The 25649-nt window shown below is 55.4% G+C and carries 27 protein-coding genes; 17 read left to right on the top strand and 10 right to left on the bottom strand.

What is annotated here, in order from left to right; all coding sequences use genetic code 11:
- The first annotated feature begins 1 nt into the window (after position 1).
- The 10 genes from AC2FAP_RS18660 to trpS all read left to right on the top strand — a co-directional run bounded on the left by AC2FAP_RS18660 (position 2) and on the right by trpS (position 8729).
- A complete protein-coding gene (locus AC2FAP_RS18660; RefSeq protein WP_449541955.1) occupies positions 2-463 on the top strand; it encodes a HofO family protein in 462 nt (153 codons plus the stop codon).
- Positions 453-857, top strand: a complete 405-nt coding sequence (locus tag AC2FAP_RS18655) for a HofP DNA utilization family protein (protein ID WP_059305538.1) — start codon at positions 453-455, stop codon at positions 855-857. The genes AC2FAP_RS18660 and AC2FAP_RS18655 overlap by 11 nt, the downstream gene beginning before the upstream one ends.
- Entirely contained in the window at positions 769-2007 is a 1239-nt protein-coding gene (hofQ, locus tag AC2FAP_RS18650) for a DNA uptake porin HofQ (protein ID WP_449541954.1), read from the top strand. Before AC2FAP_RS18655 ends, hofQ begins: the two co-directional genes overlap by 89 nt.
- 286 nt (positions 2008-2293) lie before the next feature.
- On the top strand, positions 2294-2815 hold the full coding sequence (gene aroK / locus AC2FAP_RS18645; protein WP_003861630.1) for a shikimate kinase AroK: 522 nt from the start codon (positions 2294-2296) through the stop codon (positions 2813-2815).
- A gap of 57 nt (positions 2816-2872) precedes the next feature.
- Positions 2873-3961 (top strand): 3-dehydroquinate synthase, encoded by a 1089-nt coding sequence (gene aroB, locus AC2FAP_RS18640; RefSeq protein WP_044866298.1) that lies wholly within the window; start codon positions 2873-2875, stop codon positions 3959-3961.
- Between the two features lie 92 nt (positions 3962-4053).
- Positions 4054-5379 carry a cell division protein DamX gene (gene damX / locus AC2FAP_RS18635; protein ID WP_151887749.1) on the top strand — a complete coding sequence of 442 codons (1326 nt, stop codon included), beginning with the start codon at positions 4054-4056 and terminating at the stop codon, positions 5377-5379.
- Positions 5380-5446: 67 nt separating this feature from the next.
- Positions 5447-6259, top strand: coding sequence for an adenine-specific DNA-methyltransferase (gene dam / locus AC2FAP_RS18630; protein ID WP_014171946.1), 813 nt, complete (start codon positions 5447-5449; stop codon positions 6257-6259).
- A gap of 41 nt (positions 6260-6300) precedes the next feature.
- Complete coding sequence (gene rpe / locus AC2FAP_RS18625) at positions 6301-6978, top strand: ribulose-phosphate 3-epimerase (protein ID WP_014885523.1); 678 nt, start codon at positions 6301-6303, stop codon at positions 6976-6978.
- On the top strand, positions 6971-7732 hold the full coding sequence (gph, locus tag AC2FAP_RS18620) for a phosphoglycolate phosphatase (RefSeq protein WP_020884582.1): 762 nt from the start codon (positions 6971-6973) through the stop codon (positions 7730-7732). Before rpe ends, gph begins: the two co-directional genes overlap by 8 nt.
- Positions 7725-8729 carry a tryptophan--tRNA ligase gene (trpS, locus tag AC2FAP_RS18615; RefSeq protein ID WP_014171943.1) on the top strand — a complete coding sequence of 335 codons (1005 nt, stop codon included), beginning with the start codon at positions 7725-7727 and terminating at the stop codon, positions 8727-8729. The genes gph and trpS overlap by 8 nt, the downstream gene beginning before the upstream one ends.
- Before the next feature lie 100 nt (positions 8730-8829).
- Here the strand turns inward: trpS and AC2FAP_RS18610 are convergent, their stop codons facing one another.
- The 4 genes from AC2FAP_RS18610 to nirB form a co-directional block, all read right to left on the bottom strand.
- A complete protein-coding gene (locus AC2FAP_RS18610; RefSeq protein ID WP_020884583.1) occupies positions 8830-9000 on the bottom strand; it encodes a YhfL family protein in 171 nt (56 codons plus the stop codon).
- Positions 9001-9146: 146 nt separating this feature from the next.
- A complete protein-coding gene (gene cysG / locus AC2FAP_RS18605; protein ID WP_020884584.1) occupies positions 9147-10520 on the bottom strand; it encodes a siroheme synthase CysG in 1374 nt (457 codons plus the stop codon).
- 136 nt (positions 10521-10656) lie between these two features.
- Positions 10657-10983: a nitrite reductase small subunit NirD gene (gene nirD / locus AC2FAP_RS18600; protein WP_020884585.1), complete on the bottom strand. Its 327-nt coding sequence runs from the start codon at positions 10981-10983 to the stop codon at positions 10657-10659.
- Positions 10980-13523 carry a nitrite reductase large subunit NirB gene (gene nirB / locus AC2FAP_RS18595; protein ID WP_485453004.1) on the bottom strand — a complete coding sequence of 848 codons (2544 nt, stop codon included), beginning with the start codon at positions 13521-13523 and terminating at the stop codon, positions 10980-10982. Before nirB ends, nirD begins: the two co-directional genes overlap by 4 nt.
- 240 nt (positions 13524-13763) lie before the next feature.
- On the opposite strand from nirB, the gene AC2FAP_RS18590 reads away from it, so the two are divergent.
- Positions 13764-15080: a cytosine deaminase gene (locus tag AC2FAP_RS18590; protein WP_032679098.1), complete on the top strand. Its 1317-nt coding sequence runs from the start codon at positions 13764-13766 to the stop codon at positions 15078-15080.
- 4 nt (positions 15081-15084) lie between these two features.
- Here AC2FAP_RS18590 and tsgA read toward each other — a convergent pair whose 3' ends face one another.
- On the bottom strand, positions 15085-16269 hold the full coding sequence (tsgA, locus tag AC2FAP_RS18585; RefSeq protein WP_020884588.1) for an MFS transporter TsgA: 1185 nt from the start codon (positions 16267-16269) through the stop codon (positions 15085-15087).
- Between the two features lie 278 nt (positions 16270-16547).
- Between tsgA and ppiA the strand changes: the two genes are divergently transcribed.
- The 5 genes from ppiA (at position 16548) to argD (ending at position 19888) form a co-directional block, all read left to right on the top strand.
- Positions 16548-17120, top strand: coding sequence for a peptidylprolyl isomerase A (gene ppiA, locus AC2FAP_RS18580; RefSeq protein ID WP_014171936.1), 573 nt, complete (start codon positions 16548-16550; stop codon positions 17118-17120).
- A 107-nt stretch (positions 17121-17227) separates the two neighbouring features.
- Positions 17228-17395 carry a YhfG family protein gene (locus AC2FAP_RS18575; protein WP_014171935.1) on the top strand — a complete coding sequence of 56 codons (168 nt, stop codon included), beginning with the start codon at positions 17228-17230 and terminating at the stop codon, positions 17393-17395.
- On the top strand, positions 17385-17987 hold the full coding sequence (locus AC2FAP_RS18570; RefSeq protein ID WP_025202869.1) for a putative adenosine monophosphate-protein transferase Fic: 603 nt from the start codon (positions 17385-17387) through the stop codon (positions 17985-17987). The genes AC2FAP_RS18575 and AC2FAP_RS18570 overlap by 11 nt, the downstream gene beginning before the upstream one ends.
- 30 nt (positions 17988-18017) lie before the next feature.
- Positions 18018-18581, top strand: coding sequence for an aminodeoxychorismate synthase component 2 (gene pabA, locus AC2FAP_RS18565; protein ID WP_449541952.1), 564 nt, complete (start codon positions 18018-18020; stop codon positions 18579-18581).
- 86 nt (positions 18582-18667) lie between these two features.
- Entirely contained in the window at positions 18668-19888 is a 1221-nt protein-coding gene (gene argD / locus AC2FAP_RS18560; protein WP_479435902.1) for a bifunctional acetylornithine/succinyldiaminopimelate transaminase, read from the top strand.
- Here argD and AC2FAP_RS18555 read toward each other — a convergent pair.
- Both AC2FAP_RS18555 and crp read right to left on the bottom strand, forming a co-directional pair.
- Positions 19885-21972 carry a YccS/YhfK family putative transporter gene (locus tag AC2FAP_RS18555; RefSeq protein ID WP_020884592.1) on the bottom strand — a complete coding sequence of 696 codons (2088 nt, stop codon included), beginning with the start codon at positions 21970-21972 and terminating at the stop codon, positions 19885-19887. The genes argD and AC2FAP_RS18555 overlap by 4 nt on opposite strands.
- A 57-nt stretch (positions 21973-22029) precedes the next feature.
- Complete coding sequence (crp, locus tag AC2FAP_RS18550; protein WP_000242758.1) at positions 22030-22662, bottom strand: cAMP-activated global transcriptional regulator CRP; 633 nt, start codon at positions 22660-22662, stop codon at positions 22030-22032.
- 311 nt (positions 22663-22973) lie between these two features.
- Between crp and AC2FAP_RS18545 the strand changes: the two genes are divergently transcribed.
- Positions 22974-23378 carry an OsmC family protein gene (locus tag AC2FAP_RS18545; RefSeq protein ID WP_025202873.1) on the top strand — a complete coding sequence of 135 codons (405 nt, stop codon included), beginning with the start codon at positions 22974-22976 and terminating at the stop codon, positions 23376-23378.
- 66 nt (positions 23379-23444) lie between these two features.
- Here the strand turns inward: AC2FAP_RS18545 and AC2FAP_RS18540 are convergent, their stop codons facing one another.
- The 3 genes from AC2FAP_RS18540 to AC2FAP_RS18530 are packed head-to-tail and all read right to left on the bottom strand — an operon-like array spanning position 23445 to position 25582.
- Positions 23445-24314 carry a phosphoribulokinase gene (locus AC2FAP_RS18540; protein WP_014171927.1) on the bottom strand — a complete coding sequence of 290 codons (870 nt, stop codon included), beginning with the start codon at positions 24312-24314 and terminating at the stop codon, positions 23445-23447.
- 30 nt (positions 24315-24344) lie between these two features.
- The gene (locus tag AC2FAP_RS18535; protein WP_003861664.1) at positions 24345-24563 is read right to left on the bottom strand and encodes a YheU family protein; all 219 of its coding nucleotides are present in this window, start codon (positions 24561-24563) and stop codon (positions 24345-24347) included.
- A complete protein-coding gene (locus AC2FAP_RS18530) occupies positions 24560-25582 on the bottom strand; it encodes a hydrolase (RefSeq protein WP_449541950.1) in 1023 nt (340 codons plus the stop codon). The genes AC2FAP_RS18535 and AC2FAP_RS18530 overlap by 4 nt, the downstream gene beginning before the upstream one ends.
- Positions 25583-25649 lie beyond the last annotated feature (67 nt).

Below are 25649 nucleotides of genomic sequence, written 5' to 3'. Positions count from 1 at the left end.
CGTGGAAACCTTGTTCGAACGCTGGTGCGAAAGCAGCCCCCGATGGCGGGTGCTGTGCTGGTGTCTGAGCGTTTTCTTTCTGGGGAGTATGACGTGGGGCATGGTGATTCGACCGGTAACAAAGCAGGTGGCTGAACTTCAGCGGCAGGTCAGCGAGGCCGCACAGGCTAATGTCTCGCTATGGCCCGCCGCAAGTCATGTTCCGCGGCGTCACGCCCCCCGTGAAGCCACGGTAATGACGCCTTTTTCGCCACTCGAGTTTCATGGGGCGGGTACAAGACTGGTTCACTGGAAGCCGTTGCAAAACGGAGGGGAACTGACGCTGGATGCTGAATGGCAGGCCATCCCGACTGTTTTCACTCGGCTGGCGCAGCGGGATGTTCAGGTTGCCGCCTTTGCTCTCTCTGCACAGGGTTCGGCATTACGCCTGCGGGTGGAGCTGGAGGAGCAGCATGCGAAATAGCGCGCGTTGCCTGCTGGTGTGTTGCGCCCTGTTAGTGACCGGGATGCGGGATCCTTTTCGCCCGCCGGATGACCCTTGTGCGGTAGGGCAACTGGCGCAGTGGCATTACCACGGGATGGTGGGCGGCACTCAGGACACTGGCATTTTACAGGACGGGCAAAAGCGCTGGCATCGCCTGACACCGCAACAGCATCTCCCGGTGGGCTGGCGGGTAACGGCCCTCAATGAAAGGGAACTGGTCGTCGATGTGGGGGATGCATGTGAACCCAGACAATGGACGTGGCAACGAGAAGGAACGAAAAAGAATGAACATAAGGATAACGCTGTGGCTGCTGGCGTTCAGTCATCCGCTGTGGGCCGCCGCGCCAAAGCCGGTCACGCTGGTGGTGGATGAGGTACCGGTGGTGCAGGTGCTACAGGCGCTGGTCGCGCAGGAGAACCGTAATCTGGTGGTGTCGCCAGATGTCAGCGGCACGCTGTCGCTCAATCTGACACGCGTCCCCTGGCGACAGGCGCTACAGACGGTCGTCACCAGCGCCGGACTTGTTCTGCATGAAGAAGGGGGCATTTTTTATGTTCACACCGCAGCCTGGCAGCGTGAACAGCTGGAACGCAAAGAGCAGGAGCGGACACGCCGACAGCTTGATGCGCCGCTGGTCTCGCACAGCATACCTTTTTCTTACGCTGACGCCGGGGAGCTGCAAAAAGCGGCGGAAAAACTGCTCAGTCCAAAAGGGAGTTTGTCTATCGACAAGCGCACGAACCGTCTGCTGATACGGGATAACCAGGCGGTGCTTGATACGCTGCAGCACTGGGCGACGCAGATGGATATCCCTGTCGAGCAGGTGGAACTGGCGGCGCATATCGTGACCATCAATGAAAAAAGCCTGCGTGAGCTGGGGGTGAAGTGGAATCTCGCCGACGCAACGGAGGCGGGCAAGGTCGGGCAACTCACAACGCTTGGCAGCGATCTGTCCGTGGCAAACGCCACCACCCATGTGGGTTTTAACATTGGGCGGATTAACGGCAGGCTGCTGGATTTGGAATTGTCGGCGCTGGAGCAAAAGCAGCAGGTCGATATCATCGCCAGCCCACGACTGCTGGCCTCGCATATGCAACCGGCCAGTATTAAGCAGGGCAGTGAGATCCCATATCAGGTCTCCAGCGGTGACAGCGGGGCGACCTCCGTGGAATTCAAAGAGGCGGTGTTAGGCATGGAGGTGACGCCGGTGGTGCTGCCCGGCGGTCGCGTACGCCTGAAGCTGCACATCAGTGAAAATATGCCAGGACAGGTGCTACAGCAGGCCGATGGTGAAACGCTCGCCATCGATAAACAAGAAATTGAAACCCAGGTGGAAGTAAAAAGTGGAGAAACGCTGGCGCTGGGCGGAATTTTTTCGCAAAAGAATAAAACCGGAAGCGATCGCGTGCCTGGGCTGGGCAATATCCCGTGGCTTGGACAGCTTTTTCGCCATGACGGAAAGGACAATGAACGACGGGAGTTAGTGGTGTTTATTACACCACGACTGGTCGGTATTCGCTGAAGAGTCACGATCCTCCCAATGATTTTGCATTCAGATTGTTGCAGATGTTTGACGTGGGGCATGAATTAGCATACAAGGAGTACCGATTTGAGTTGGACTTACGTCTTATTGCCTTATGCGTCTGGTGCGGTGATTTAATCAGTTGCCAAACAAGCCGGAGTATTGAGATAATTTTTAGTCTGACTCTCGCTCTATTGCATATGAGGTTTCAGTTCATGTCCTGCTACGCCGGGTGTCTGCGAAGCGGGGATTACCATTAACGAATAGTCTTAGTAGTACCGATAAAATGGCAGAGAAACGCAATATCTTTCTGGTTGGGCCTATGGGTGCCGGCAAAAGCACTATTGGGCGTCAGTTAGCTCAACAACTCAATATGGAATTTTACGATTCTGATCAAGAGATTGAGAAACGAACCGGAGCTGATGTGGGCTGGGTTTTCGACGTAGAAGGCGAAGAAGGTTTCCGTGACCGAGAAGAAAAAGTGATCAACGAACTCACGGAAAAGCAGGGCATTGTTCTGGCAACAGGCGGTGGCTCTGTCAAATCTCGCGAAACCCGCAACCGTCTCTCCGCCCGTGGCGTAGTGGTCTATCTCGAGACGACCATCGAAAAACAGCTGGCACGTACGCAGCGCGATAAAAAGCGCCCGCTGCTGCAGGTTGAAACGCCACCACGCGAAGTTCTGGAAGCGTTGGCCGATGAACGCAATCCGCTGTACGAAGAGATTGCTGATGTGACCATTCGTACTGACGATCAGAGCGCTAAAGTGGTTGCAAACCAGATTATTCATATGCTGGAAAGCAACTGATTCTGGCTTTATATACAATCGCCTGCGGGTAAAAGCATTAAAGGTGGATGTCGCGTCATGGAGAGGATTACCGTTACTCTCGGGGAACGTAGTTACCCAATCACCATCGCGGCTGGTTTGTTTAACGACCCAGCTTCCTTTTTACCACTGAAAGCGGGTGATCAGGCGATGCTGGTCACCAATGAGACGCTGGCTCCGCTTTATCTCGACCGCGTTCGCCACCTGCTTGAACAGGCGGGCGTTAAAGTCGACAGTGTGATTCTGCCCGATGGCGAGCAGTATAAAAGCCTGGCGGTACTGGATACCGTCTTTACCGCATTGCTGCAAAAACCGCATGGTCGCGATACAACACTGCTTGCCCTGGGCGGCGGTGTTGTGGGCGATCTGACGGGCTTTGCGGCTGCAAGTTATCAACGTGGTGTGCGTTTTATTCAAATCCCTACCACGTTACTGTCTCAGGTCGACTCTTCTGTCGGCGGCAAAACGGCCGTTAACCATCCGCTCGGTAAAAATATGATTGGCGCGTTCTACCAGCCGGCATCGGTGGTGGTGGATCTCGACTGTCTGAAAACCCTACCGAAACGCGAGCTGGCTTCTGGCCTGGCTGAAGTGATCAAATACGGCATTATTCTGGATGGCGAGTTCTTTGACTGGCTGGAAGAGAATATGGATGCGTTGCTGCGCCTGGATGAGGCGAAACTGGCTTACTGCATTCGTCGTTGTTGTGAGCTGAAAGCGGAAGTTGTCGCTGCAGACGAGCGTGAAACGGGCTTACGTGCTTTACTGAATCTTGGGCATACGTTTGGTCACGCGATTGAAGCCGAAATGGGTTACGGTAACTGGCTTCACGGTGAAGCAGTCGCTGCCGGAATGGTAATGGCTGCCCGCACTTCTGAACGTCTGGGGCAGTTTAAACCGGCAGAGACGGCACGCATCATCACGCTGCTTGAGCGTGCGGGCTTGCCGGTAACCGGGCCGAAAGAGATGTCGGCACAAGCGTATTTACCCCACATGATGCGCGATAAAAAAGTATTGGCAGGTGAGATGCGTCTTGTACTCCCGCTTGCAATAGGGAAGAGTGAAGTACGCGGCGGAGTGCCGCATGATGTGGTTCTTGGCGCTATTGCTGACTGTCAGCAGGCGTAACAACTAGAAAGGTCAGGCCACTGTTACAGGTGGTCGTTTAGCTTCAGGCGAAATGCAAAGTCGTTGGCATAAGCCTTTGAGTGGGGTGTTAAATGGATGAATTCAAACCAGAAGACGAGCTGAAACCCGATCCCAGCGATCGTCGTACTGGTCGTTCTCGTCAATCTTCAGAACGTGATAACGAGCCGCAGATCAACTTTGACGATGTTGATCTGGATGCAGACGATCGTCGCCCTTCGCGTAGCCGCAACGCGCGTGATGAGCGAGAAGAAGAGGGTTATGAGTCCGAAGAAGATTCAATGGACGAAGAGCCTGTAGAGCGTCGCCCACGTAAACGTAAAAAAGCCGCTGCGCAGAAACCCGCCTCCCGCCAGTACATCATGATGGGACTCGGCGTTCTGGTGCTCGTGCTGCTGATTGTCGGTATTGGTTCTGCGCTAAAAGCGCCTTCGACCCCTTCCGGTGAGCAAGCGGCATCCACTGAGAAGAGCATCAGCCTCTCTGGTAACGATGCGACCGATCAGGCGAATGGTGCACAGCCAGCGCCGGGTACCACCTCCGCCGAGCAGACTGCCGGAAATACAACACAGCCGCAGGATGTTTCTCTGCCGCCAGTTTCTTCTACCCCCGCACAGGGTCAGGCACCTGCCACGCCGGAAGGCCAGCAGCGTGTAGAAGTTCAGGGCGACCTGAACAATGCCCTGACGCAGCCGCAAAATCAGGCGCAGGTGGACAATGCCGTGGTTAACTCTACGCTGCCAACTGAACCTGCGACCGTTGCACCGATCCGCGGTGGTAACGCTCAGCCGCAAACGGCTGCAACCGAAACCAAACCGCGCCAGACGCAACCTGCGACCCGTCCTGAACGTAAGCAGGCTGTGATTGAACCTAAGCGTGAAACCAAACCTCAGGCAGTCGTCAAAGCGCCTGAAGTGAAAGCGCCGGCTCAGACAAAACGTACTGAAACGGCCACGGTGAGCGAACCGGCAAAAGCACCGGTTACGCAGACAGCACCGAAAGCAACGGCGACCACCACGGCACCGGCTGCCACTTCGGCACCAGCTGCAACTGCACCTACTGCAACTGCACCTGCAGCGACGGCAACAACCAGCGCCGCAGCAGGCAAGACTGCAGGTAATGTCGGTTCGCTGAAGTCAGCCCCGTCCAGCAATTACACGCTGCAGCTGAGCAGTTCGTCTAACTATGACAACCTCAACGGTTGGGCGAAGAAAACGAATCTGAAAAACTATGTGGTTTATCAGACGACCCGTAATGGTCAGCCGTGGTACGTGCTGGTAAGTGGCGTTTATGCTTCAAAAGATGAAGCGAAACGTGCTGTCGCAACGCTGCCAGCCGACGTTCAGGCGAAAAACCCATGGGCTAAGCCAATTCATCAGGTTCAGGCTGATCTGAAGTAATGTTTAAAGCGCAGGATGCTGTCGGAGCTTTCTCCACAGCCGGAGAAGGTGTAATCAGTTAGTCAGCATGAAAAAAAATCGCGCTTTTCTGAAATGGGCAGGGGGGAAATACCCCCTGCTCGATGATATTAAAAAGCACCTGCCGAAAGGCGAGTGTCTTATCGAGCCCTTTGTGGGCGCTGGATCGGTATTCCTGAATACCGATTTTTCTCGTTATATCCTGGCGGATATCAACAGCGACCTCATCAGCCTCTACAACATCGTCAAGCTGCGGACCGACGAGTACGTGGAAGAGGCTCGGAAGCTGTTTACACCCGAGCACAATAATCCGGACGTTTACTACCAGTTCCGCACTGAATTTAATCAGAGTCAGGATCCGTTCCGTCGGGCGCTGTTGTTCCTCTATCTCAATCGACACGGCTACAACGGCCTGTGCCGGTATAATCTTCGTGGTGAATTTAACGTGCCGTTTGGCCGTTATAAGCGTCCGTATTTCCCACAGGATGAGTTGTATCACTTTGCTAAAAAAGCGCAGAATGCCGAATTCCACTGCCTCTCCTATGAAGAGTGCATGGAGCTGGCAGGCGTAAACTCGGTGGTCTATTGCGACCCGCCTTACGCACCGCTGTCCGCGACGGCAAATTTCACCGCTTATCACACCAACAGCTTCAGTCCGGCCGAGCAGGCCCGTCTGGCGGAGATGGCGGAAAAGCTGGTCAGCAAAAGAATTCCGGTGTTAATTTCGAATCACGATACCCCTGATACGCGCGAATGGTACAAAGCCGCGAAGCATTTTCAGGTTAAAGTGCGGCGTAGCATAAGCAGCAACGGCGGCACACGTAAAAAGGTGGACGAACTCCTGGCTCTTTATCGCCCCTGAGCCGTTTTGCCCGCCGGTAAACACATTTCAAGGAGATGCGGATGAAACAGTTTTTGATTGCTCCCTCAATTCTGTCGGCCGATTTTGCCCGCCTGGGTGAAGACACTGCAAAAGCACTCGCGGCGGGCGCGGATGTCGTCCATTTCGACGTTATGGATAACCACTACGTTCCTAATCTGACCATTGGCCCGATGGTGCTTAAAGCGCTGCGTAACTACGGTATTACCGCGCCGATTGACGTCCATCTGATGGTGAAGCCTGTTGACCGTATCGTGCCTGATTTTGCCGCTGCGGGAGCCAGTATCATCACCTTCCACCCTGAAGCGTCTGAACACGTGGATCGCACGCTGCAGCTCATCAAAGAGAATGGCTGTAAAGCGGGTCTGGTTTTCAACCCGGCTACGCCGCTGAGCTATCTCGACCATGTGATGGATAAGCTGGATGTCATTTTGCTGATGTCCGTTAACCCGGGCTTTGGCGGTCAGTCGTTTATCCCTCATACGCTGGATAAACTGCGTGAAGTGCGCCGTCGTATTGATGAGTCAGGTTACGACATTCGTCTGGAAGTCGACGGTGGCGTAAAAGTGAATAACATTGGTGAAATTGCGGCAGCGGGTGCGGATATGTTCGTTGCAGGTTCAGCGATTTTCGACCAACCGGATTACAAAAAAGTCATTGATGAAATGCGCCGTGAACTGGCGAAGGTAAGTCATGGATAAATTGCAGGCAACCCGGGGTATCGCATTTGACCTCGACGGCACGCTGGTCGACAGCGCGCCGGGCTTAACCAGCGCCGTAGACCAGGCGCTGTATGCTCTTGAACTGCCCGTTGCGGGCGAAGAGCGTGTCATCACGTGGATTGGCAATGGCGCCGATGTTCTGATGGAGCGCGCGTTGACATGGGCCCGCCAGGAGCGTGTGTCCCAGCGTTCCGCACAGGGTAAACCGAGCGTGGATCATGCGGATATCCCGCAGGAAGAACAGCTGCGTATCCTGCGTAAATTGTTCAATCGTTTCTATGAAGAGACGGTCGAAGAGGGCAGTTTCCTGTTCCCGGATGTCGCAGAAACGCTGAGTGCGCTTCATGCCAACGGCATTCCGCTGGGGCTGGTGACAAACAAACCGACACCTTTTGTCGCCCCTCTGCTGGAAGCGCTGGATATCGCGAAGTATTTTTCCGTCATTGTTGGCGGTGATGATGTGCAGAACAAAAAGCCGCATCCGGAACCGTTACTGCTGGTGGCAGGAAAATTATCCTTAACGCCTGCGGAGCTGCTCTTTGTCGGTGATTCCCGCAATGATATTCTGGCTGCCAGAGCGGCGGGTTGTCCTTCAGTGGGATTAACCTATGGCTACAACTACGGTGAGGCCATCACGCTGAGTGAGCCGGACGTCGTGTTCGACCACTTCAAAGATTTGTTGCCCGCACTCGGGCTTTCGCACAGTGATAATCAGGAATTGAATAATGACTAAGCCCATCGTTTTTAGTGGCGCACAGCCGTCAGGTGAATTGACCATTGGTAACTACATGGGTGCGTTACGTCAGTGGGTCAGCATGCAGGATGATTACCATTGCATTTACTGCATCGTAGATCTGCATGCTATCACTGCACGTCAGGATCCTGAGAAGCTGCGTAAAGCCACCCTGGACACCCTGGCGCTGTATCTGGCCTGCGGAATTGATCCTGAGAAGAGCACCATTTTCGTTCAGTCTCACGTTCCAGAGCATGCGCAGCTGGGCTGGGCGCTGAACTGCTACACCTACTTCGGCGAACTGAGCCGCATGACGCAGTTCAAGGATAAATCCGCGCGCTACTCAGAAAACATCAACGCCGGTCTGTTTGATTACCCGGTACTGATGGCAGCAGACATTCTGCTGTACCAGACCAACCAGGTGCCGGTTGGCGAAGATCAGAAACAGCATCTGGAACTGAGCCGCGATATCGCCCAGCGCTTTAACGCGCTGTATGGCGACGTGTTCAAAGTGCCTGAGCCGTTCATTCCAAAATCCGGCGCACGCGTGATGTCGCTGCTGGAGCCAACCAAGAAGATGTCCAAGTCTGACGATAACCGCAACAACGTTATCGGCCTGCTGGAAGACCCGAAATCGGTCGTTAAAAAGCTCAAGCGTGCGGTGACCGACTCCGATGAGCCACCTGTTGTGCGTTACGACGTGCAGAACAAAGCGGGCGTCTCCAACCTGCTGGATATCCTCTCCGGTGTGACGGGGCAGAGCATTCCTGAGCTGGAACAACACTTCGAAGGCAAGATGTATGGTCACCTGAAAGGGGAAGTGGCGGATGCCGTTTCCGGCATGCTGACCGAGCTGCAGGAGCGTTATCACCGCTACCGTAACGACGAAGCTTTCCTGCAGAAAGTGATGAAAGAGGGCGCGGAAAAAGCCAGTGCCCGCGCGTCTGAAACCCTTAAGGCGGTGTACCAGGCGATTGGGTTTGTGGGTAAACCATAACCCTGTTTTGTCGGGTAAGCATGAGTGCTCCCCGACAAAAAACGCGCTGAGCCAGACAAAAAACCGGGAAATTCCCGGTTTTTTTACGCCTGAAAAACGCTTACTGCTGTGCGGCCGGGCCGCAGCCACCGATGATCTTCGAAATGGAAATTGCCGGGTGCAGCAGGTAATCATAGCTGCAATTATTTTTGGTATTTTGAACGTGACCGGTGCAGGCGGTCAGAGTCGATAACATGCCTACCAGAACGGCGGCTTTTGCCAGTTTAAACATACGCATTCCTTGTCTGAAAAAAACGAAAATTGGATCTAACGTGAGGGAATAAATGGAAAAATTCCATTTCGCGGGCGGTATGTTATCGGGAGCGGTAAGAGGGGAGTAGTCCGCATAAGGACTACTCCGGGAAGGGGGAATATGCGTTAGTGATTCGAGAACCAGTTCAGTTTATCGCGCAGCTCCACCACGCGTCCGACAATAATCAGCGCCGGGCTTTCAACCTGCTGTGCCAGCTCACCTAACTGCGTCAGCACGCCGTTCACCACGCGCTGCTTAATGGACGTGCCGTTTTCCACCAGCGCGACGGACATATCCTCTTCCATGCCGTGCTCAAGCAGTTTGGCCTGAATGGTCGCGGCCTGGTTTAACCCCATATAGAACACCAGCGTCTGTTTTTCGGCGGCCAGGTTATGCCAGTCCAGCTCACTGCCGGTTTTCAGGTGTCCCGTCACCAGGCGTACGCTCTGGGCATAGTCACGGTGGGTCAGTGGAATGCCCGAGTAAGCTGAGCAGCCGGAGGCTGCCGTGATGCCCGGTACCACGGAAAACGGAATGCCCGCGTTGCACAACGTTTCCAGCTCTTCACCGCCGCGACCAAAGATAAACGGATCGCCACCCTTGAGGCGCACCACGCGTTTTCCTTTTTGCGCTTCGCGCAGCAGGATCTGGTTAATCTCCTCCTGCGGCACACAGTGGTACCCGGCACGTTTACCGACAAATACGCGGTCAGCATCGCGGCGGACCAGGTTCATTATCTCATCGGAGACCAGACGGTCATAAACCACAATATCCGCCTGCTGGATCTGCTGCAGCCCTTTCAGCGTCAGCAAACCGGCATCGCCCGGGCCGGCACCCACCAGCACCACTTCACCACGATGATCCAACGGCTCGCAGAGCAACTGCGCCGTCGTCTCTTCCACCGCTTTATGATCCTGATTCGCCAGCGACTGGGCCAGCCTGTCATTCACAAAGAATTTTTCCCAGAAGCGACGGCGTTCACCCACGGTCGCGAAGGTTTGCTTAACCCGTGAACGCAGCTGTCCGGCATAGTGGGCAATCTGGCCAAGATGCTGCGGCAGGATGGCTTCCAGTTTTTCCCGCAGCAGGCGGGCCAGAACGGGAGAGCGGCCGCCGGACGATACCGCAATCATCAGCGGCGAACGGTCAATGATCGACGGCATGATAAAGCTGGCTTCCTTCGGGGCATCCACCACGTTACAGAAGATGCGGCGCGCTTCACAGGCGTCGCTGACGCGCTGATTCACTTCATCGTCATCCGTGGCGGCAATGGTCAGCCAGCAGGTATCAAGCAGGGATTCATTAAACCCCCCCTGCACCAGCGTGAGCATCCCTTCTTTTTCCCAGGCCTCAAACTGCGGGGCAAAAGCCAGGGCGTTAACGGTGAGTCGGGCTCCTGCTTCTAACAGCAAGCGCGCTTTGCGTTCAGCCACATCGCCGCCGCCTACAAGCAGACAGTCGCGATGGCGTAATTGACAGAAAATCGGCAGGTGGTCCACGACATTACCTCACAGCATTCAAGGAGGGGGTAAGAAATTGAGGTCAGGATAACAGCAGGAATCGTACAGAACATACGGTTTTTCCTGCCGTTACCCATAAGGGGTCATAAGCTTTTCATATTGAAAAGGCGAGAGATTAGCCTTTCAGCTGCACCTTACCGTCCTTCACGCGGACATCGTAGGGCTTCACGGAATAATGCTCATCTTCCATGCAATACCCGTCGCGTAAACGAAAACGCTGTTTCTTCAACGGGCTGGCGACCCAGAGTTCACCCTGATGCTCCGCGATTAATCCCCGGGACAGGACGCTGGCCTCAAAGAACGGGTCGATATTGCTGATGGCAAAAACCTGTTCATCATGGCGAGGGCGGAATATCGCGACCTGCTCGTTACCCAGCAGGGCACAGACCCCGGTGGCAGGCAGAATGTCGTTAATGTTGCAGATGTTTACCCACTGGCTCATGCGTTTTCCTCCACCAGAGTCACCGGAATACGTTCATAAGGTGTCGCCGGACGATGCTGCTCGCGTTCTGCCACAACCTGCACATTCGGGTCGCGCTGGGTGCTGTTGATAAAGTGTCTGAAGCGAGTCTGCGCCGCCGGGGTGTTGACGGTTTCAGTCCACTCGCAGATCACCGCCTCGCGCAGGCGCGCCATTTCCGCTTCCAGATGGTCGTTCAGGCCCAGTTTGTCGTCAATGATGACCGATTTCAGGTACTCGATACCGCCTTCCAGGTTATCGAGCCAGGACGCGGTACGGGTCAGCTTATCGGCGGTACGGATGTAGAACATCATAAAGCGGTCGAGATACTGAATCAGCGTATCGCGGTCGAGGTCTGCAGCCAGCAGGTCTGCATGGCGTGGTTTCATGCCGCCGTTACCACAGACGTACAGGTTCCAGCCTTTCTCGGTGGCAATGATACCCACATCTTTACCCTGCGCTTCCGCACATTCGCGGGTACAGCCGGAAACGCCAAACTTCATTTTATGCGGTGTACGGATGCCTTTGTAGCGGTTCTCCAGCTCCACACCGAAGCCGACGCTGTCGCCTACGCCGTAACGGCACCAGGTGCTGCCCACACAGGTTTTCGCCATACGCAGCGCTTTCGCGTAGGCGTGGCCGGTTTCGAATCCCGCGTCAATCAGCTGACGCCAGATTTCAGGCAGGTCATCTTTCTGCGCACCAAACAGGCCGATACGCTGAGAGCCGGTGATTTTGGTATACAGGTTAAATTCGCGCGCGATACGGCCAACGGCGACCAGCCCTTCCGGGGTGATTTCGCCACCGGCGGAGCGTGGGATGACGGAGTAAGTCCCGTCTTTCTGAATGTTCGCCAGGAAGTTATCGTTGGTATCCTGCAGCGGCGTATGTTCTGGTTTGAGAATGTACTCGTTCCAGCAGGAGGCCAGCAGGGAACCCACGGTAGGTTTACACACTTCACAGCCATAACCCTGACCGTGTTTCGCCAGCAGTTCGTCGAAGGATTTGATGCCTTCCACGCGGATCAGGTGGTACAGCTCCTGGCGAGAGTAAGCGAAATGCTCGCAGAGGTTATTGTTGACTTCGATACCCTGTTTCGCCAGTTCTGCGTTTAGAACCTGTGTGACCAGCGGGATACACCCACCGCAGCCGGTACCGGCTTTGGTTTCCGCCTTCAGGGCCGCGACGGTATGGCAGCCTTTATTGATGGCCGAAATCAGCATGCCTTTGGTCACATCGAAGCAGGAGCAAATCTGCGCGCTGTCGGGCAGTTTATCCACGCCAATCGACGGCTTACCGCTGGACGCATGCGCCGGAAGGATCAGCGCGTCCGGGTTTTCCGGCAGTTCGATGGCGTTCAATACCAGCTGAAGCAGGTTACCGTAGTCGCTGGTATCGCCCACCAGCACCGCGCCGAGCAGGGTTTTGTTGTCCTGACTGACGATAAGACGTTTGTACACCTCTTTGCTTTCATCGAGGTAAACATAGCTGCGTGCGCCCGGCGTGCGGCCATGCGCATCGCCAATACCGCCTACGTCTACGCCCAGCAGTTTAAGTTTGGCGCTCAGGTCAGCCCCTTCGAAGGCGTTCTGGTTGCCGAGAATATGGTCAACGGCAACCTGCGCCATTTTGTAGCCAGGCGCGACCAGACCGTACACGCGGTTGTTCCAGCTGGCGCATTCGCCGATGGCGTAGATATCCGGGTCGGAGGTCTGGCAGGTATCGTTAATCATGATCCCGCCGCGCTGAGCGACGGCCAGACCGCACTGGGTGGCCAGCTTGTCGCGCGGGCGAATACCGGTAGAGAAGACGATAAAGTCCACTTCCAGTTCGCTGCCATCGGCAAAGCGCATGGTTTTCCGCGCTTCGGTGCCTTCCTGCACAATCTCTTTGGTATTTTTGCTAGTGTGAACCTTCACGCCCATGCTTTCGATTTTACGGCACAACTGGTCACCACCCATGTGGTCAAGCTGCTCTGCCATCAGCATCGGGGCAAATTCGATGACGTGGGTTTCAACACCGAGGTTTTTCAGCGCACCGGCGGCTTCCAGACCCAGCAGCCCCCCCCCGACCACGGCGCCACGTTTACTGCGGCGTGCACATGATTCGATCGCATTGAGATCTTCGATGGTACGATAAACGAAGCAATCCTGCGTTTCCGAGCCTTTGATCGGCGGGATCCACGGGTACGAGCCAGTCGCCATGATCAGCTTGTCGTAAAAAACCGTACGTCCGGCGCTGGAGTGGATCACTTTTTCCTGACGGTTGATGGTGATAGCGCGTTCGCCCACCAGCACTTTCACGCCATGCTTCTCGTAGAAACCATCGCGCACCAGAGAGAGCTCTTCAGCGGTATGATGGGAGAAGTAGGAAGACAAGTGCACACGGTCGTACGCCTTGCGGGGTTCTTCACAGAACACGGTAATATCGAACTGGTTAGCATCGGCTTTATCGAGAAGATCCTCAATAAAGCGGTGGCCGACCATGCCGTTACCGATGATAGCGAGTCTGACTTTGCTCATTTTTGCCTCGATTTCTTTTCTATTACTGCCTACCTTAACGATTCAGCAGTGGCACTTATTGATGCAAATCAAATACGCCTTCGCCTACTCCTTAGGTGGTATATGACTGATTTGTCAGGATTTTTATAAGTTGTGGAAATCGCTGGCTTTTCGAGGTCGCCGATTTTGTGTACAAATTAAGGGGCGCATTGTCAAAAATGCGTACTCCCAAATATCAGCCGCGTTTTTCAGGGGAAAGGCATGTCTACAACACCGCTTGGGCTTATTCAGAATGTTCGCTTACCGGGTCGCGAAGGGCTGTGGCAAATCGCCATTGAGCAGGGCCGTTTTGGTGGCATAACGCCGATGGGCGATACCGAAGACGAAAACGTAAGAATCTTAAACGCGCGTGGCGGCCTTGCCATCCCCCCGTTTATAGAACCGCATATCCACCTTGATACCACCCAGACGGCAGGCGAGCCGAGCTGGAACCAGTCCGGTACGCTGTTTGAAGGCATTGAGCGCTGGGCGGAGCGTAAGGCACTGCTTAGCCATGAGGATGTAAAAGCGCGCGCCTGGAAGACGCTGAAAGGGCAAATTGCCAACGGTATTCAGTTTGTGCGCACGCACGTGGACGTCTCTGACCCGACGCTCACCGCCCTGAAGGCCATGCTGGAGGTGAAGCAGGAAGTTGCGCCGTGGATCACGCTGCAAATCGTGGCGTTCCCGCAGGAAGGCATCCTTTCTTACCCGGACGGCGCGGCGCTGCTTGAGGAGGCGTTGAAGCTGGGCGCCGATGTGGTCGGGGCAATCCCGCATTTTGAATTCACCCGCGAGTATGGCGTGCAATCGCTGCACATTGCCTTTGAACTGGCGAAGAAATATGACCGTCCGCTGGATATCCACTGCGATGAAATTGACGATGAGCAGTCCCGGTTTCTGGAAACGGTGGCCACTCTGGCTTATGAATCCGGGATGGGCCCGCGGGTCACGGCCAGCCATACCACGGCGATGCACTCCTATAACGGGGCATACACCTCGCGGCTTTTCCGCCTGCTGAAGATGTCAGGCATCAACTTTGTCGCCAATCCACTGGTGAATATCCATTTACAGGGACGCTTTGACGATTATCCCAAACGACGCGGGATTACCCGAGTGAAGGAGCTGCTGGAGGCGGGGATCAACGTCTGTTTCGGGCATGATGATGTCTTCGACCCGTGGTACCCGCTTGGCACCGGCAATATGCTGCAGGTACTGCATATGGGGCTGCATGTGTGTCAGATGATGGGGTATTCGCAAATCGACAACGGTTTGAACCTGATAACCCACAACAGCGCCCGAACCTTCGGCCTGACGGATTACGGTATCGAAACGGGAAATCTGGCTAACCTGATCGTGCTGCCTGCGGAGAGCGGGTTTGAGGCGGTGCGCTGCCAGGTGCCGGCGCGCTGGTCGATTCGGGAGGGGCGAGTGATTGCCACGACGCAGCTTGCGCAGACGTGGATCAAAATGGACGACGTTGCGGAAGAGCACATCTTCACGAAAAACAGCCCCTTCGCTGAGCGCAAAGGGGCGTAGGGGATCAGTGGGACGCCGCTGCCGTATTATGCTGGCGGTGGCGGGTCACAAAGCCCAGAACCAGGCACATCACAAACACCACCGCGTACAAACCGTTAGCGGTATGCAGCGCGGCCAGTGGGCCGCTGTGGGCGACGATCGGGCCGGTGACCACGAAGGTCAACATGGTGCCGATGGTGCCGCAGGTCAGCACGAAGTTCACCAGTTTCGGTGACGCCACTTTGGTCTGCAGAGAGCCCAGCGTAATGATAGAGGTGTAAATCGCGCTGGAGAAGAAGCCCAGGGTCAGGATGAACCACGGCATATGCTCCGGTGAACCGTTAATGAACAGGTACATCAGCACGGTTGCCATGCCCGCCAGCACGGTCAGAATGCGCTGCAGGTCGAAGAAGCGCAGGATGAAGCTAAACGCCCACATGCCGAACATGTAAGACATCCAGAAATCGCTCACCAGTTTACCCGCGTCGTTCAGGCTCATGCCCAGGCCTTTGGCGTATTCCGGTACCCAGGAGATAAAGCCCAGCTGACCGAGGATGTAGCACAGTGCGGCAACGGAGAGGAACAGTACGCCGATACCCCATTTCTCTTTCGCGACCGGCTCGTCCGTGGATTGTGCTTTTTTGCCCAGAACCGGGAATTCACAGCCGAAGGTCAGAATAAAGATTGCCACGTAGACCAGACCGATACAGGCATAAACCCAGTACCACTCAATGCTGCGTGCCAGCAGAACGGCCGCTACCATCGGGAAAATCATCCCCGCCATGCTGAAGAAGGAGTCGGTAAACAGCAGACGTGCGCCACGCTGACGACCTTCATACATATGGGTAATCAGGAACGTACCGATGGACATCGTGATACCGCTCACCAGACCCAGCACAAACATGGCGGCAGAGAACAGGGCGATGCTGTGGCTCACCATTAAACCCGCTACCGCGGCGACCATCAGCACGAAACCAAAACGCAGCTGCGTTTTCAGTGGAACAATTTCCATCAGCCAGGCATTCAGGAAAATGGAGATCAGGATCCCGGCGTTGAGGAAGGTAAAGGTGTTACTCATGCTGGAAACGGGCAGCTGGAAGTAGTCTGCGATATTACCCATCACCATCCCGGTGACGATCACCAACGCGCCGGTAAGGGCGTAGGAGAAGAAGCTGATCCATGTGAGCTTGATACGATTGCTGTTAGTCATGTCTGGCCTGTTCAGGAAAAGAAAAGCGCCCGAGGGGCGCTGAGAGCGGGCAGATTTTAGACATTAAAGTGATCCATTCATATCTTTTAAGAGAAATTCGATCGCTATTGCAGGTTTTTATGTGATTCAGATCACATTAATGGGCGTCATAACCAATCGTTTGCGTGGTTACAACTGTTTCAATTTCGTAAAATTAGGTAAAAGGCTGGTCTCCGTTCATACTGCTCTTTAGAATCAAGCCATTCGCTTTTTATACTGCGCTTTGTTAAGGAATTCTCATGCTCAAATCAACGCTGGCGGCTGTCGCAGCTGTGTTTGCTCTTTCTGCCGTTTCCCCTGCTGCGCTGGCAGCCAAAGGAGACCCTCACGTTCTGCTGACCACCTCCGCCGGGAATATTGAGCTGGAACTGAATAGCCAGAAAGCTCCGGTTTCTGTGAAAAACTTCCTCGACTACGTGAATAACGGTTTCTATAACGGCACCACTTTCCACCGTGTGATCCCGGGCTTTATGGTGCAGGGCGGTGGTTTTAACGAGCAAATGCAGCAAAAGCAGCCTAACGCACCGATTAAAAACGAAGCGGATAACGGCCTGCGCAACACCCGCGGTACCATCTCTATGGCGCGTACGGCAGATAAAGACAGCGCCACCAGCCAGTTCTTTATCAACGTGGCGGATAACGCCTTCCTCGACCACGGCCAGCGCGACTTCGGTTACGCGGTCTTCGGTAAAGTGGTGAAAGGGATGGATGTGGCTGACAAGATTTCTCAGGTGCAGTCCCATGACGTTGGCCCGTACCAAAATGTGCCGACGAAACCGGTTGTGATCCTCTCTGCAAAAGTTCTGCCGTAACCTTCTTTGACACGGGCGCTTCTCGCCCGTGTTTCGCTCCCCTCCCTGCGAAAGCGCGTTTTGCTGCTTATACTTGTGGCACACGGACATCTTCAGGGAGGCCTTAAGTGAAAAAACTCACCGATAAGCAAAAATCCCGTCTCTGGGAGCAGCAGCGAAACAGTAATTTCCAGGCCAGCCGCCGCCTTGAGGGGGTTGATAGCCCGCTCGTTACGCTAAACGCCCAGGATGCGCAAAGCCGTCTTGAAGAACTCAGGAGGCACTATGAGCGATAAAATCGGTGACGATCGTGACCCGTATCTCTACCCGGGTCTGAATGTGATGCGTAACCGTCTGAATATCCGCCAGGCTGACCGTCTTGCAAAGGCATCCTATGAGATCACCGCGCTGCGGGTGGCGACGCTCGGCTTAGGCCCGTCGGCGCCGGGGTTGCCGCATCTCTGTGCAATCCACCGCCACCTTTATCAGGATATTTTTGACTGGGCGGGCGATATCCGCGAAATCGATATTTATCAGGGCGACACCCGCTTCTGCCACTTCGCCTACATCGAGAAAGAGGGCAATGTCCTGATGCAGGATCTCGAGGAAGAGGGGTATCTCAACGGTCTGCAAAAAGAGGAGTTTGTGGCCCGCCTGAGTCACTACTATTGTGAGATCAACGTGCTCCATCCCTTCCGGATTGGCAACGGTATCGCTCAGCGGATCTTCTTCGAACAACTCGCCATCCATGCAGGCTATCAGCTGAGCTGGAAAGATATCGACCCGGGCAAATGGGCGGCGGCCAACCAGAGTGGCGCAATGGGCGATTTAACGGCCCTGAACGCCATCTTTGCCAAAGTAGTGAGCGAAGCGCGGGAAACTGAGTAGAATAGGGCGGCACGTTTTTCTGGAGCCGCCATGATTCTGCTGATTGATAACTACGATTCCTTCACCTGGAACCTTTACCAGTATTTTTCTGAACTGGGTGCAGAGGTGGTGGTCCGCCGCAACGACGACATCAGCCTGGCCGAAATCGACGCGCTTGCCCCGCAGAAAATCGTTATCTCGCCGGGGCCCTGCACGCCGTCGGAATCGGGCATTTCGCTGGATGTCATTCATCATTACGCCGGTAAGCTGCCCATTCTTGGCGTCTGCCTGGGCCACCAGGCCATTGGGCAGGTGTTTGGTGCCACCATTGTGCGCGCCGCCAAAGTGATGCATGGCAAAACCGCGCCGGTGACCCATACCGGCACGGGCGTGTTTATGGGGCTTAATAATCCGCTTACCGTGACGCGCTACCATTCGCTGGTCATTGACCCATCAACGCTGCCGGAATGCTTTGAGGTTACCGCCTGGAGCGATACCCGGGAGATCATGGGGATTCGGCATCGTGAATGGGACCTCGAAGGGGTGCAATTCCACCCGGAGAGTATCCTCAGCGAGCAGGGACACCAGCTGCTGGCAAATTTCCTCAATCGTTGAATAGTGGTTGCCTTGCTGTGATTTTTTATGCATATTTTGTGATTATATTTTCACAATCACTGTGACATAAAATGGATGGTCATGACATGGCAACTGAACAATCTGCAATTACCCGCGCGACATTCGATGAAGTCATTCTGCCGATTTATGCACCGGCTGAGTTTATCCCGGTAAAAGGGAAAGGCAGCCGAGTCTGGGATCAGCAGGGGAAAGAGTATGTTGATTTCGCCGGTGGGATTGCGGTGACGGCACTGGGTCATTGCCATCCTGTGCTGGTGGAGGCGCTGAAAACCCAGGGGGAAACCCTGTGGCATACCAGCAACGTCTTTACCAACGAACCGGCGCTGCGTCTGGGCCGCAAGTTAATCAGCGCGACCTTCGCCGAACGCGTGCTGTTTATGAACTCCGGTACCGAAGCGAACGAAACCGCCTTCAAACTGGCGCGCTACTATGCCTCCACGCGCCACAGCCCGTACAAAACCAAAATCATTGCTTTCCACAACGCCTTCCACGGTCGCTCGCTGTTTACCGTTTCCGTCGGCGGACAGCCAAAGTATTCCGACGGTTTTGGACCAAAACCGGCCGATATTATCCATGTGCCGTTTAACGATCTGCATGCGGTAAAAGCGGTAATGGATGATCACACCTGTGCGGTGGTGGTGGAGCCGATCCAGGGAGAGGGCGGCGTAACGGCTGCCACGCCTGAGTTCCTGAAAGGGCTGCGCGACCTGTGCGATGAGCATCAGGCGCTGCTGGTATTTGATGAAGTGCAGTGCGGGATGGGCCGTACCGGCTCCCTGTTTGCCTACATGCATTACGGCGTGACGCCGGATATTCTGACCAGCGCCAAAGCGCTCGGCGGCGGCTTCCCGGTCAGTGCGGTATTAACGACGCAGGAGATTGCCTCCGCGTTCCACGTGGGTTCCCACGGTTCCACATACGGCGGTAACCCGCTGGCGAGTGCCGTCGCGGGTGCCGCGTTCGACATTATCAACACCCCTGAGGTTCTGAGCGGCGTCAACGCGAAGCGTGAGCTTTTCGTGACGCATTTGCAGCAGATTGATGACCAGTATGACGTCTTCAGCGAGATCCGCGGGATGGGGTTACTGATCGGCGCGGAGTTGAAGCCACAGTACAAAGGCCGCGCGCGCGATTTCCTGCACGCCGCCGCCCATGAAGGGGTGATGGTGCTCAATGCCGGGCCGGACGTGATGCGCTTTGCGCCGTCGCTGGTGGTCGAAAATCAGGACATTGAAGACGGGTTAAACCGTTTTGCCGCGGCGGTCGCGAAGATCGTAAACGCTTAAGACTCCGTTCGCGTTAAGCGACGGGTTAACCATATCCCGTGGTGAGGGCGCTGACGCCATGCTACCGACGAAATGGTGTGCATGGTGTTCAGATGCCCGAGAACGCGCTGCAGATGCTGCTCCAGGGTGCTCATTGGCCCGTGGGTGAGCGTCTCTGGCGCCTCCAGAATGTTCGAATCCCCTGACTCGCCAGGCGCGTCATACTCGAGTCGCTGCTGACACCGCTGCAGGGCAATCTCACACGACTGCAGGTAGCGCTGCGCCAGATCGGGCGTCAGCATCGTATGTTCCCGCGCCAGCGTGGTCATGGCGTTGATATGCTCAACGATAAACTGGCTGTGCGTCACCCAGAGCTTCATGTCCGCCAGATAGTGCGAGTTAAAGCCGGGCTCCTGCATGGCCTGATTCAGCGAGTTAAACAGGGCGTTATGCGCCTGGTTGACCTTCATCCGCTGATACGCCAGCGGAGAGGGCTGCGGGTCGTCACTCAAGATCAGGCGAATGGCCTGCTGGTCGGCCTCCAGCGCATCATGGGCGTTCTGTCTGAGCAGCCCGCTTTGCCACTGAGGCCACAGCCAGACCATGCCGCCAAAGGCAATCAGGCAGCCGATCAGGGTATCGACCAGCCTGGCGATAATAAACTGCTCGCCGTTGAGCGTGAGCAACTGCAGGGTATACACCGCCGTTACCGTAAAGCCCACCATCGCCCAGCCGTAGTTTTTGCGGATGATCAGGTAGCTCACCATCGTGATCACCAGCATCCCTGCCAGCGTATAGCCTTCCGGCACGTGAAAGTGCAGCGTAACGCCCGCAATGATCAGCCCCGCCATCGTTCCGCCTGCCCGGTGCAGAATGCGCACCCGCGTCGCGCCATAGCCGTTCTGGGTGACAAAGAGGATGGTCATTAAAATCCAGTACGGTTTGGGCAGATGCAGCGCCATGCCCATCAGGCTGGCAATGCTTAGCATCACGCTAATTCGCGCGGCGTTGCGCAGGGCAGATGATTTAAGGGAGAGGTAGCTTCTGAGCGCCGGCAGCAGCGGCAGGCGTTTTTGTTTGTCGGCCATCAGGTCGCGCGGATAAAGCGGACGCTGGGTTCGTAACACGCGGGCGATACGGCTGAAGTGCCAGGCGGCAAACTGACCCACCGGGTTGTCTTCATGCTGACGGGCAATCTTCTCCAGCGCGCCGAGCTGTTTGTCCATGTTAAAGCGCGTGGGGTAGCGGTGATACAGAATATCGTCAGCCAGCACCCGAAGGCGCGCGGAGACGGTTTGCGCGTTCCAGCGGATCACCGCTTCGGCATGGCTGCGCTCGACCAGTTTTTGCACCTCCTGCGGCTGGTGCAGGCTCACGGAGATATGCTCCTGTAAGTCCAGCCCCACCTGGAAGACGCGCAGCAGCCGCTTATATTCGTGGTTCTTATTGGCGGCGAGCATATGCAGCTGTTGATAACACTGGCTTATCAGGTCCACCACCTTTTGCTGACGCGTCAGCAGCGGCGGCAGTGATTTTTCTGGATCGGTATGCTGGGTGAGCAAGGTGTATTTGGCTTCACAGTAATCCGCCAGCTGCACGTAGAGCAGGCTCAGGGATTCCCGCAGCGGCTGTTCCCGCCACAGCCAGAACCAAAACCAGTTAAACAGCCCGTACCACAGCGTACCGAGGGCGTAGATCAGCAGCGGCTCCCACACCGGCATGTTGCCCGCAAGGCTCAGCGTGAAGATGGCGGCAATCAGCGACGCGGGAAGCAAACGTGCGTGCAGTGAGCTGATCTCAGCGGTTACGCCCAGGGTCATCGCCAGGACGGTGAGGATCAGCGGCAGCGGGATATCGCGGGCCAGCAAAAGCTGTACGGCGAGGCTACAACCCGCAAACAGCGAGCCGCCCACGATCAGCCGTTTGAAAAAGCGCTTATGCGGTGTATCCAGACCGGCAATGTTGCAGCAGGCGGGAACGAGAGAGAAGAGCAGACCTTGCTGAAGATGGCCCAGAATCAGGCCCACGGCCACAGGAAGGCACAACACCAGCGTTTGCCGCAGTGCGTAGTTAACTTCCGGGTGATAAATCAGCCTGCGCCACATGGGGAATAGAGACAAAAACGGCGTGACACCTTGCGATGGCACGCCGTTTGAGCGGAATTAACGCGTTCCGTAAACCACGATGGTTTTACCGTGTGCGGAGATCAGGTTCTGATCTTCCAGCATTTTCAGAATACGGCCCACTGTTTCACGGGAGCAACCGACAATCTGACCGATTTCCTGACGGGTAATTTTAATTTGCATGCCATCAGGGTGAGTCATCGCATCGGGTTGTTTCGCCAGATTCAGCAGGGTCTGAGCGATACGGCCGGTCACGTCCAGGAAGGCGAGGTTACCCACTTTCTCAGATGTCACCTGCAGACGGCGCGCCATCTGCGAAGAAAGACGCATCAGGATGTCAGGGTTAACTTGAATCAACTGACGGAATTTCTTGTAGGAAATTTCAGCCACTTCACATGCTGTCTTTGCACGAACCCAGGCGCTACGTTCCTGGCCTTCTTCAAACAGGCCCAGTTCACCGATGAAATCGCCCTGGTTCAGATAAGAAAGGATCATCTCTTTCCCTTCTTCATCTTTGATCAGCACTGCCACCGAGCCTTTGACGATGTAATACAACGTTTCCGCTTTTTCACCCTGGTGAATCAGCGTGCTCTTCGATGGGTACTTATGAATGTGGCAATGAGACAAGAACCATTCGAGAGTCGGGTCTGTTTGCGGTTTGCCAAGCACCATGCGCTGTTATCCTCTGTTATAAGCTGTCACCAGAGTCATAAGATGCATCCGGACTCTGGGGTTGCAATCGAATTCTTACCCATACCCTGGGAAGTCGGCTATCGTAACGTTTCGCAGCCAGTAAAGTTTGATGTCCTCTGCATACATGTGTAACGTCAATGTATTACTGTAGCATCCTGAGTGTTTTAGCATAGCTTTCGCCGCGTGTCTCCTGGTGTCTCGCTTCAGCATGACGCAGGTCGCCTTCCATTGCGAGAAATGTAACGCACGCGTAATCTGTCACCAAAAATGCAACGTTGGAGTGAGTGAATATGCAAGCGCGTGTGAAATGGGTTGAAGGTTTAACGTTCCTGGGCGAGTCCGCTTCAGGACACCAGATTTTGATGGATGGTAACTCCGGCGATAAAGCACCAAGCCCAATGGAAATGGTGCTGATGGCAGCAGGTGGATGCAGCGCAATTGATGTGGTGTCGATCCTGCAAAAAGGCCGGCACGATGTGACCGACTGCGAAGTAAAACTCACCTCAGAACGCCGCGAAGAGGCACCACGCCTGTTCACCCACATTAACCTGCATTTCATCGTCAGCGGGAAAGAACTGAAAGACGCGGCGGTCTCACGCGCGGTCGATCTTTCAGCGGAGAAATACTGCTCGGTCGCGTTAATGCTCGAGAAAGCGGTAAAAATTACGCATTCGTATGAAGTGATCGACGCCTGATATTGGGGGGCATCGTTCACCCCGATGCCCTCACCGAAGCCCTCTCCCACGCGGAGAGGGAAATCATCAGGCGATTTTCTTCCCTTCTATCAACCGCTGCACCAGCGGCATCATAATTAATTCCATTGCCAGCCCCATTTTTCCGCCCGGAACCACTAACGTATTCATGTGCGAAATAAATGAGCCCTGCAGCATCGCCAGCAGCCAGGGGTAATCAATGCCGTCGAGATTGCGGAAATGGATAACCACAAAGCTCTCATCCAGCGACGGGATACTTTTGGCGGCGAACGGGTTAGAGGTGTCCACTGTCGGTACGCGCTGGAAGTTGATATGCGTGCGGGAGAACTGCGGCGTCAGGTAAGTAATGTAGTCTTCCATGGAGCGCACGACGGAATCCATCACCGCCTCGCGTGAATGGCCGCGCTCGCTGATGTCACGCGTCAGCTTCTGGATCCACTCAAGGTTCACGATGGGCACCACGCCAACCAGCAGATCCACGTGACGCGCCACGTCATGCTGCGGCGTCACCACGCCACCGTGCAACCCTTCGTAAAACAGGACGTCGGTCGGTTCCGGCAGCGGTTGCCAGGGGGTAAAGGTGCCGGGCACCTGGTTCCAGGGAACGGCTTCATCGTAGGTGTGCAGATATTTGCGTGACTGCCCCTTGCCGCTCTGGCCGTACTCCTGAAAGGTTTGCTCCAGCAGGCCGAAGTCATTGGCCTCCGGGCCGAAGTAGCTGATGTGTTTACCCAGATCGCGCGCCTTGCGGATAGCCATATCCATCTCCGGGCGCGTGTAGCGGTGAAAGCTATCGCCTTCGACCTCCGCCGCACGGAGATTCAGTTGGGCGAAAATCTTACGAAAAGCGAGGCTGGTCGTGGTGGTTCCCGCACCACTCGAACCCGTAACGGCAATAACCGGATGTCTGGCAGACATAGCAACTCCCTGACTGGAAAGGTTTAAAGATCAGCCATGAAACGCGTTGCGGGGCATGATATTGACCGTCTCATGCAGTTCAGACCATACCAGCACCACGTCGCCGCTTTTGAGCTGGCGCTTCACATCGTTGACCTTTTGCTCAAGCGAACGTTCATGTTCACCATAATCGGTACCTTCGCGCAAGACAAAGCTTTCAATCAGATTATCGAGCGTTTCGGGGGAGAGGTCCTGCCACGGAATAATCATTTTGCACCGTCCAGATAAGGGGTAAGCCAGTCAGGAATACGCGACTCCAGCCACATTTTCGGGCGACGCAACGTTCCACCGATGAACCCCACGTGACCACCATGCTCTGTCAGCTGGTAGTGAACGTTGGCAGGCAAAAATTCCTGCGCGGGGATAGAGTGATGATCCATAAACGGGTCATCTTTGGCATGAATGATAAGCGTCGGTTGCGTGATCTTACTGAGCAGCGGCATGGCGCTGCACTGACGATAGTAGTCAATCGCATCGGCAAAACCGTGAATTTTGGCGGTGATCAGATCGTCGAATTCGCGGATGCGACGGACCTTTTTCAACTGACGCAGGCTCACGGGCAGCGTATCCGGATAGGCCTTCAACTTGCGCGCCGCGTTGGCTTTCAGCAGGTTGAGCAGGTAACGCTGATAGACCCGGGAAAAGCCTTTCTCCATATGGTAGCTGCACTGCTCCAGCATAAAGGGCGCGGAGACAATGACGGCCGCATCCAGCGGCACGGTGTCGGCCTCTTTTGCCAGCAGGCAGGCCAGCATATTGCCGCCCAGCGAGTAGCCCACGGCCGCTGTCGGGACGGTACCAAAGTTTTCCCGTAACCAGTGTAAAAACCAGGTGCCGTCTTCGGTTTCACCCGAGTGATAGATGCGCTTCTGGCGATTCGGTTCGCCGCTACAGCCGCGAAAGTGCATCACCACGCCGAGCCAGCCCCGCGCTTTGGCTGCCTGGATGAGCCCGTGTGCATAGGGGCTGTGCAGACTGCCTTCCAGACCGTGAAAGACCACCAGACGCGGCTTGTGGCGCGCCTGTTCTGGCTCTTCGCTCCATGCCAGGTCCAGAAAGTCACCGTCCGGTAAGTCCAGCCGTTGCCAGTGCGGCGTGAACTGAACCTTACGGCGGATGAGTCGCGGCAGCATGGTCTGCAGATGGCAATTGGCCACGCCGCGCATGGGCACGAACTCGGTGCTGTCTTCGGCGATGATGTCGAAGTCTGATGGAATGATTTGGCTCATAACGGCGATGCTAATTCTTGTCAGTTATTTTCTGTTCTTTCCGAATTGTACCCCGTTTAGCCTGGTT

It is taken from the genome of Enterobacter cloacae complex sp. 394I7 (genome assembly GCF_057320345.1).
Note: the sequence above shows the minus strand (reverse complement) of the source record. Positions and strands in the feature narration are given on the sequence as shown.

Bases quoted from the DNA above. Each gene is read 5' to 3' on its own strand.
- pabA (WP_449541952.1), top strand. From the start codon at position 18,018: ATGATTCTGCTGATTGATAACTACGATTCCTTCACCTGGAACCTTTAC.
- argD (WP_479435902.1), top strand. From the start codon at position 18,668: ATGGCAACTGAACAATCTGCAATTACCCGCGCGACATTCGATGAAGTC.
- dam (WP_014171946.1), top strand. From the start codon at position 5,447: ATGAAAAAAAATCGCGCTTTTCTGAAATGGGCAGGGGGGAAATACCCC.
- nirB (WP_485453004.1), bottom strand. From the start codon at position 13,523: ATGAGCAAAGTCAGACTCGCTATCATCGGTAACGGCATGGTCGGCCAC.
- AC2FAP_RS18555 (WP_020884592.1), bottom strand. From the start codon at position 21,972: ATGTGGCGCAGGCTGATTTATCACCCGGAAGTTAACTACGCACTGCGG.
- AC2FAP_RS18570 (WP_025202869.1), top strand. From the start codon at position 17,385: ATGAGCGATAAAATCGGTGACGATCGTGACCCGTATCTCTACCCGGGT.
- damX (WP_151887749.1), top strand. From the start codon at position 4,054: ATGGATGAATTCAAACCAGAAGACGAGCTGAAACCCGATCCCAGCGAT.
- AC2FAP_RS18540 (WP_014171927.1), bottom strand. From the start codon at position 24,314: ATGTCTGCCAGACATCCGGTTATTGCCGTTACGGGTTCGAGTGGTGCG.
- ppiA (WP_014171936.1), top strand. From the start codon at position 16,548: ATGCTCAAATCAACGCTGGCGGCTGTCGCAGCTGTGTTTGCTCTTTCT.
- rpe (WP_014885523.1), top strand. From the start codon at position 6,301: ATGAAACAGTTTTTGATTGCTCCCTCAATTCTGTCGGCCGATTTTGCC.
- crp (WP_000242758.1), bottom strand. From the start codon at position 22,662: ATGGTGCTTGGCAAACCGCAAACAGACCCGACTCTCGAATGGTTCTTG.
- gph (WP_020884582.1), top strand. From the start codon at position 6,971: ATGGATAAATTGCAGGCAACCCGGGGTATCGCATTTGACCTCGACGGC.
- aroK (WP_003861630.1), top strand. From the start codon at position 2,294: ATGGCAGAGAAACGCAATATCTTTCTGGTTGGGCCTATGGGTGCCGGC.
- nirD (WP_020884585.1), bottom strand. From the start codon at position 10,983: ATGAGCCAGTGGGTAAACATCTGCAACATTAACGACATTCTGCCTGCC.
- hofQ (WP_449541954.1), top strand. From the start codon at position 769: ATGAACATAAGGATAACGCTGTGGCTGCTGGCGTTCAGTCATCCGCTG.
- AC2FAP_RS18545 (WP_025202873.1), top strand. From the start codon at position 22,974: ATGCAAGCGCGTGTGAAATGGGTTGAAGGTTTAACGTTCCTGGGCGAG.
- AC2FAP_RS18655 (WP_059305538.1), top strand. From the start codon at position 453: ATGCGAAATAGCGCGCGTTGCCTGCTGGTGTGTTGCGCCCTGTTAGTG.
- AC2FAP_RS18535 (WP_003861664.1), bottom strand. From the start codon at position 24,563: ATGATTATTCCGTGGCAGGACCTCTCCCCCGAAACGCTCGATAATCTG.
- AC2FAP_RS18530 (WP_449541950.1), bottom strand. From the start codon at position 25,582: ATGAGCCAAATCATTCCATCAGACTTCGACATCATCGCCGAAGACAGC.
- AC2FAP_RS18610 (WP_020884583.1), bottom strand. From the start codon at position 9,000: ATGTTTAAACTGGCAAAAGCCGCCGTTCTGGTAGGCATGTTATCGACT.
- AC2FAP_RS18590 (WP_032679098.1), top strand. From the start codon at position 13,764: ATGTCTACAACACCGCTTGGGCTTATTCAGAATGTTCGCTTACCGGGT.
- trpS (WP_014171943.1), top strand. From the start codon at position 7,725: ATGACTAAGCCCATCGTTTTTAGTGGCGCACAGCCGTCAGGTGAATTG.
- aroB (WP_044866298.1), top strand. From the start codon at position 2,873: ATGGAGAGGATTACCGTTACTCTCGGGGAACGTAGTTACCCAATCACC.
- tsgA (WP_020884588.1), bottom strand. From the start codon at position 16,269: ATGACTAACAGCAATCGTATCAAGCTCACATGGATCAGCTTCTTCTCC.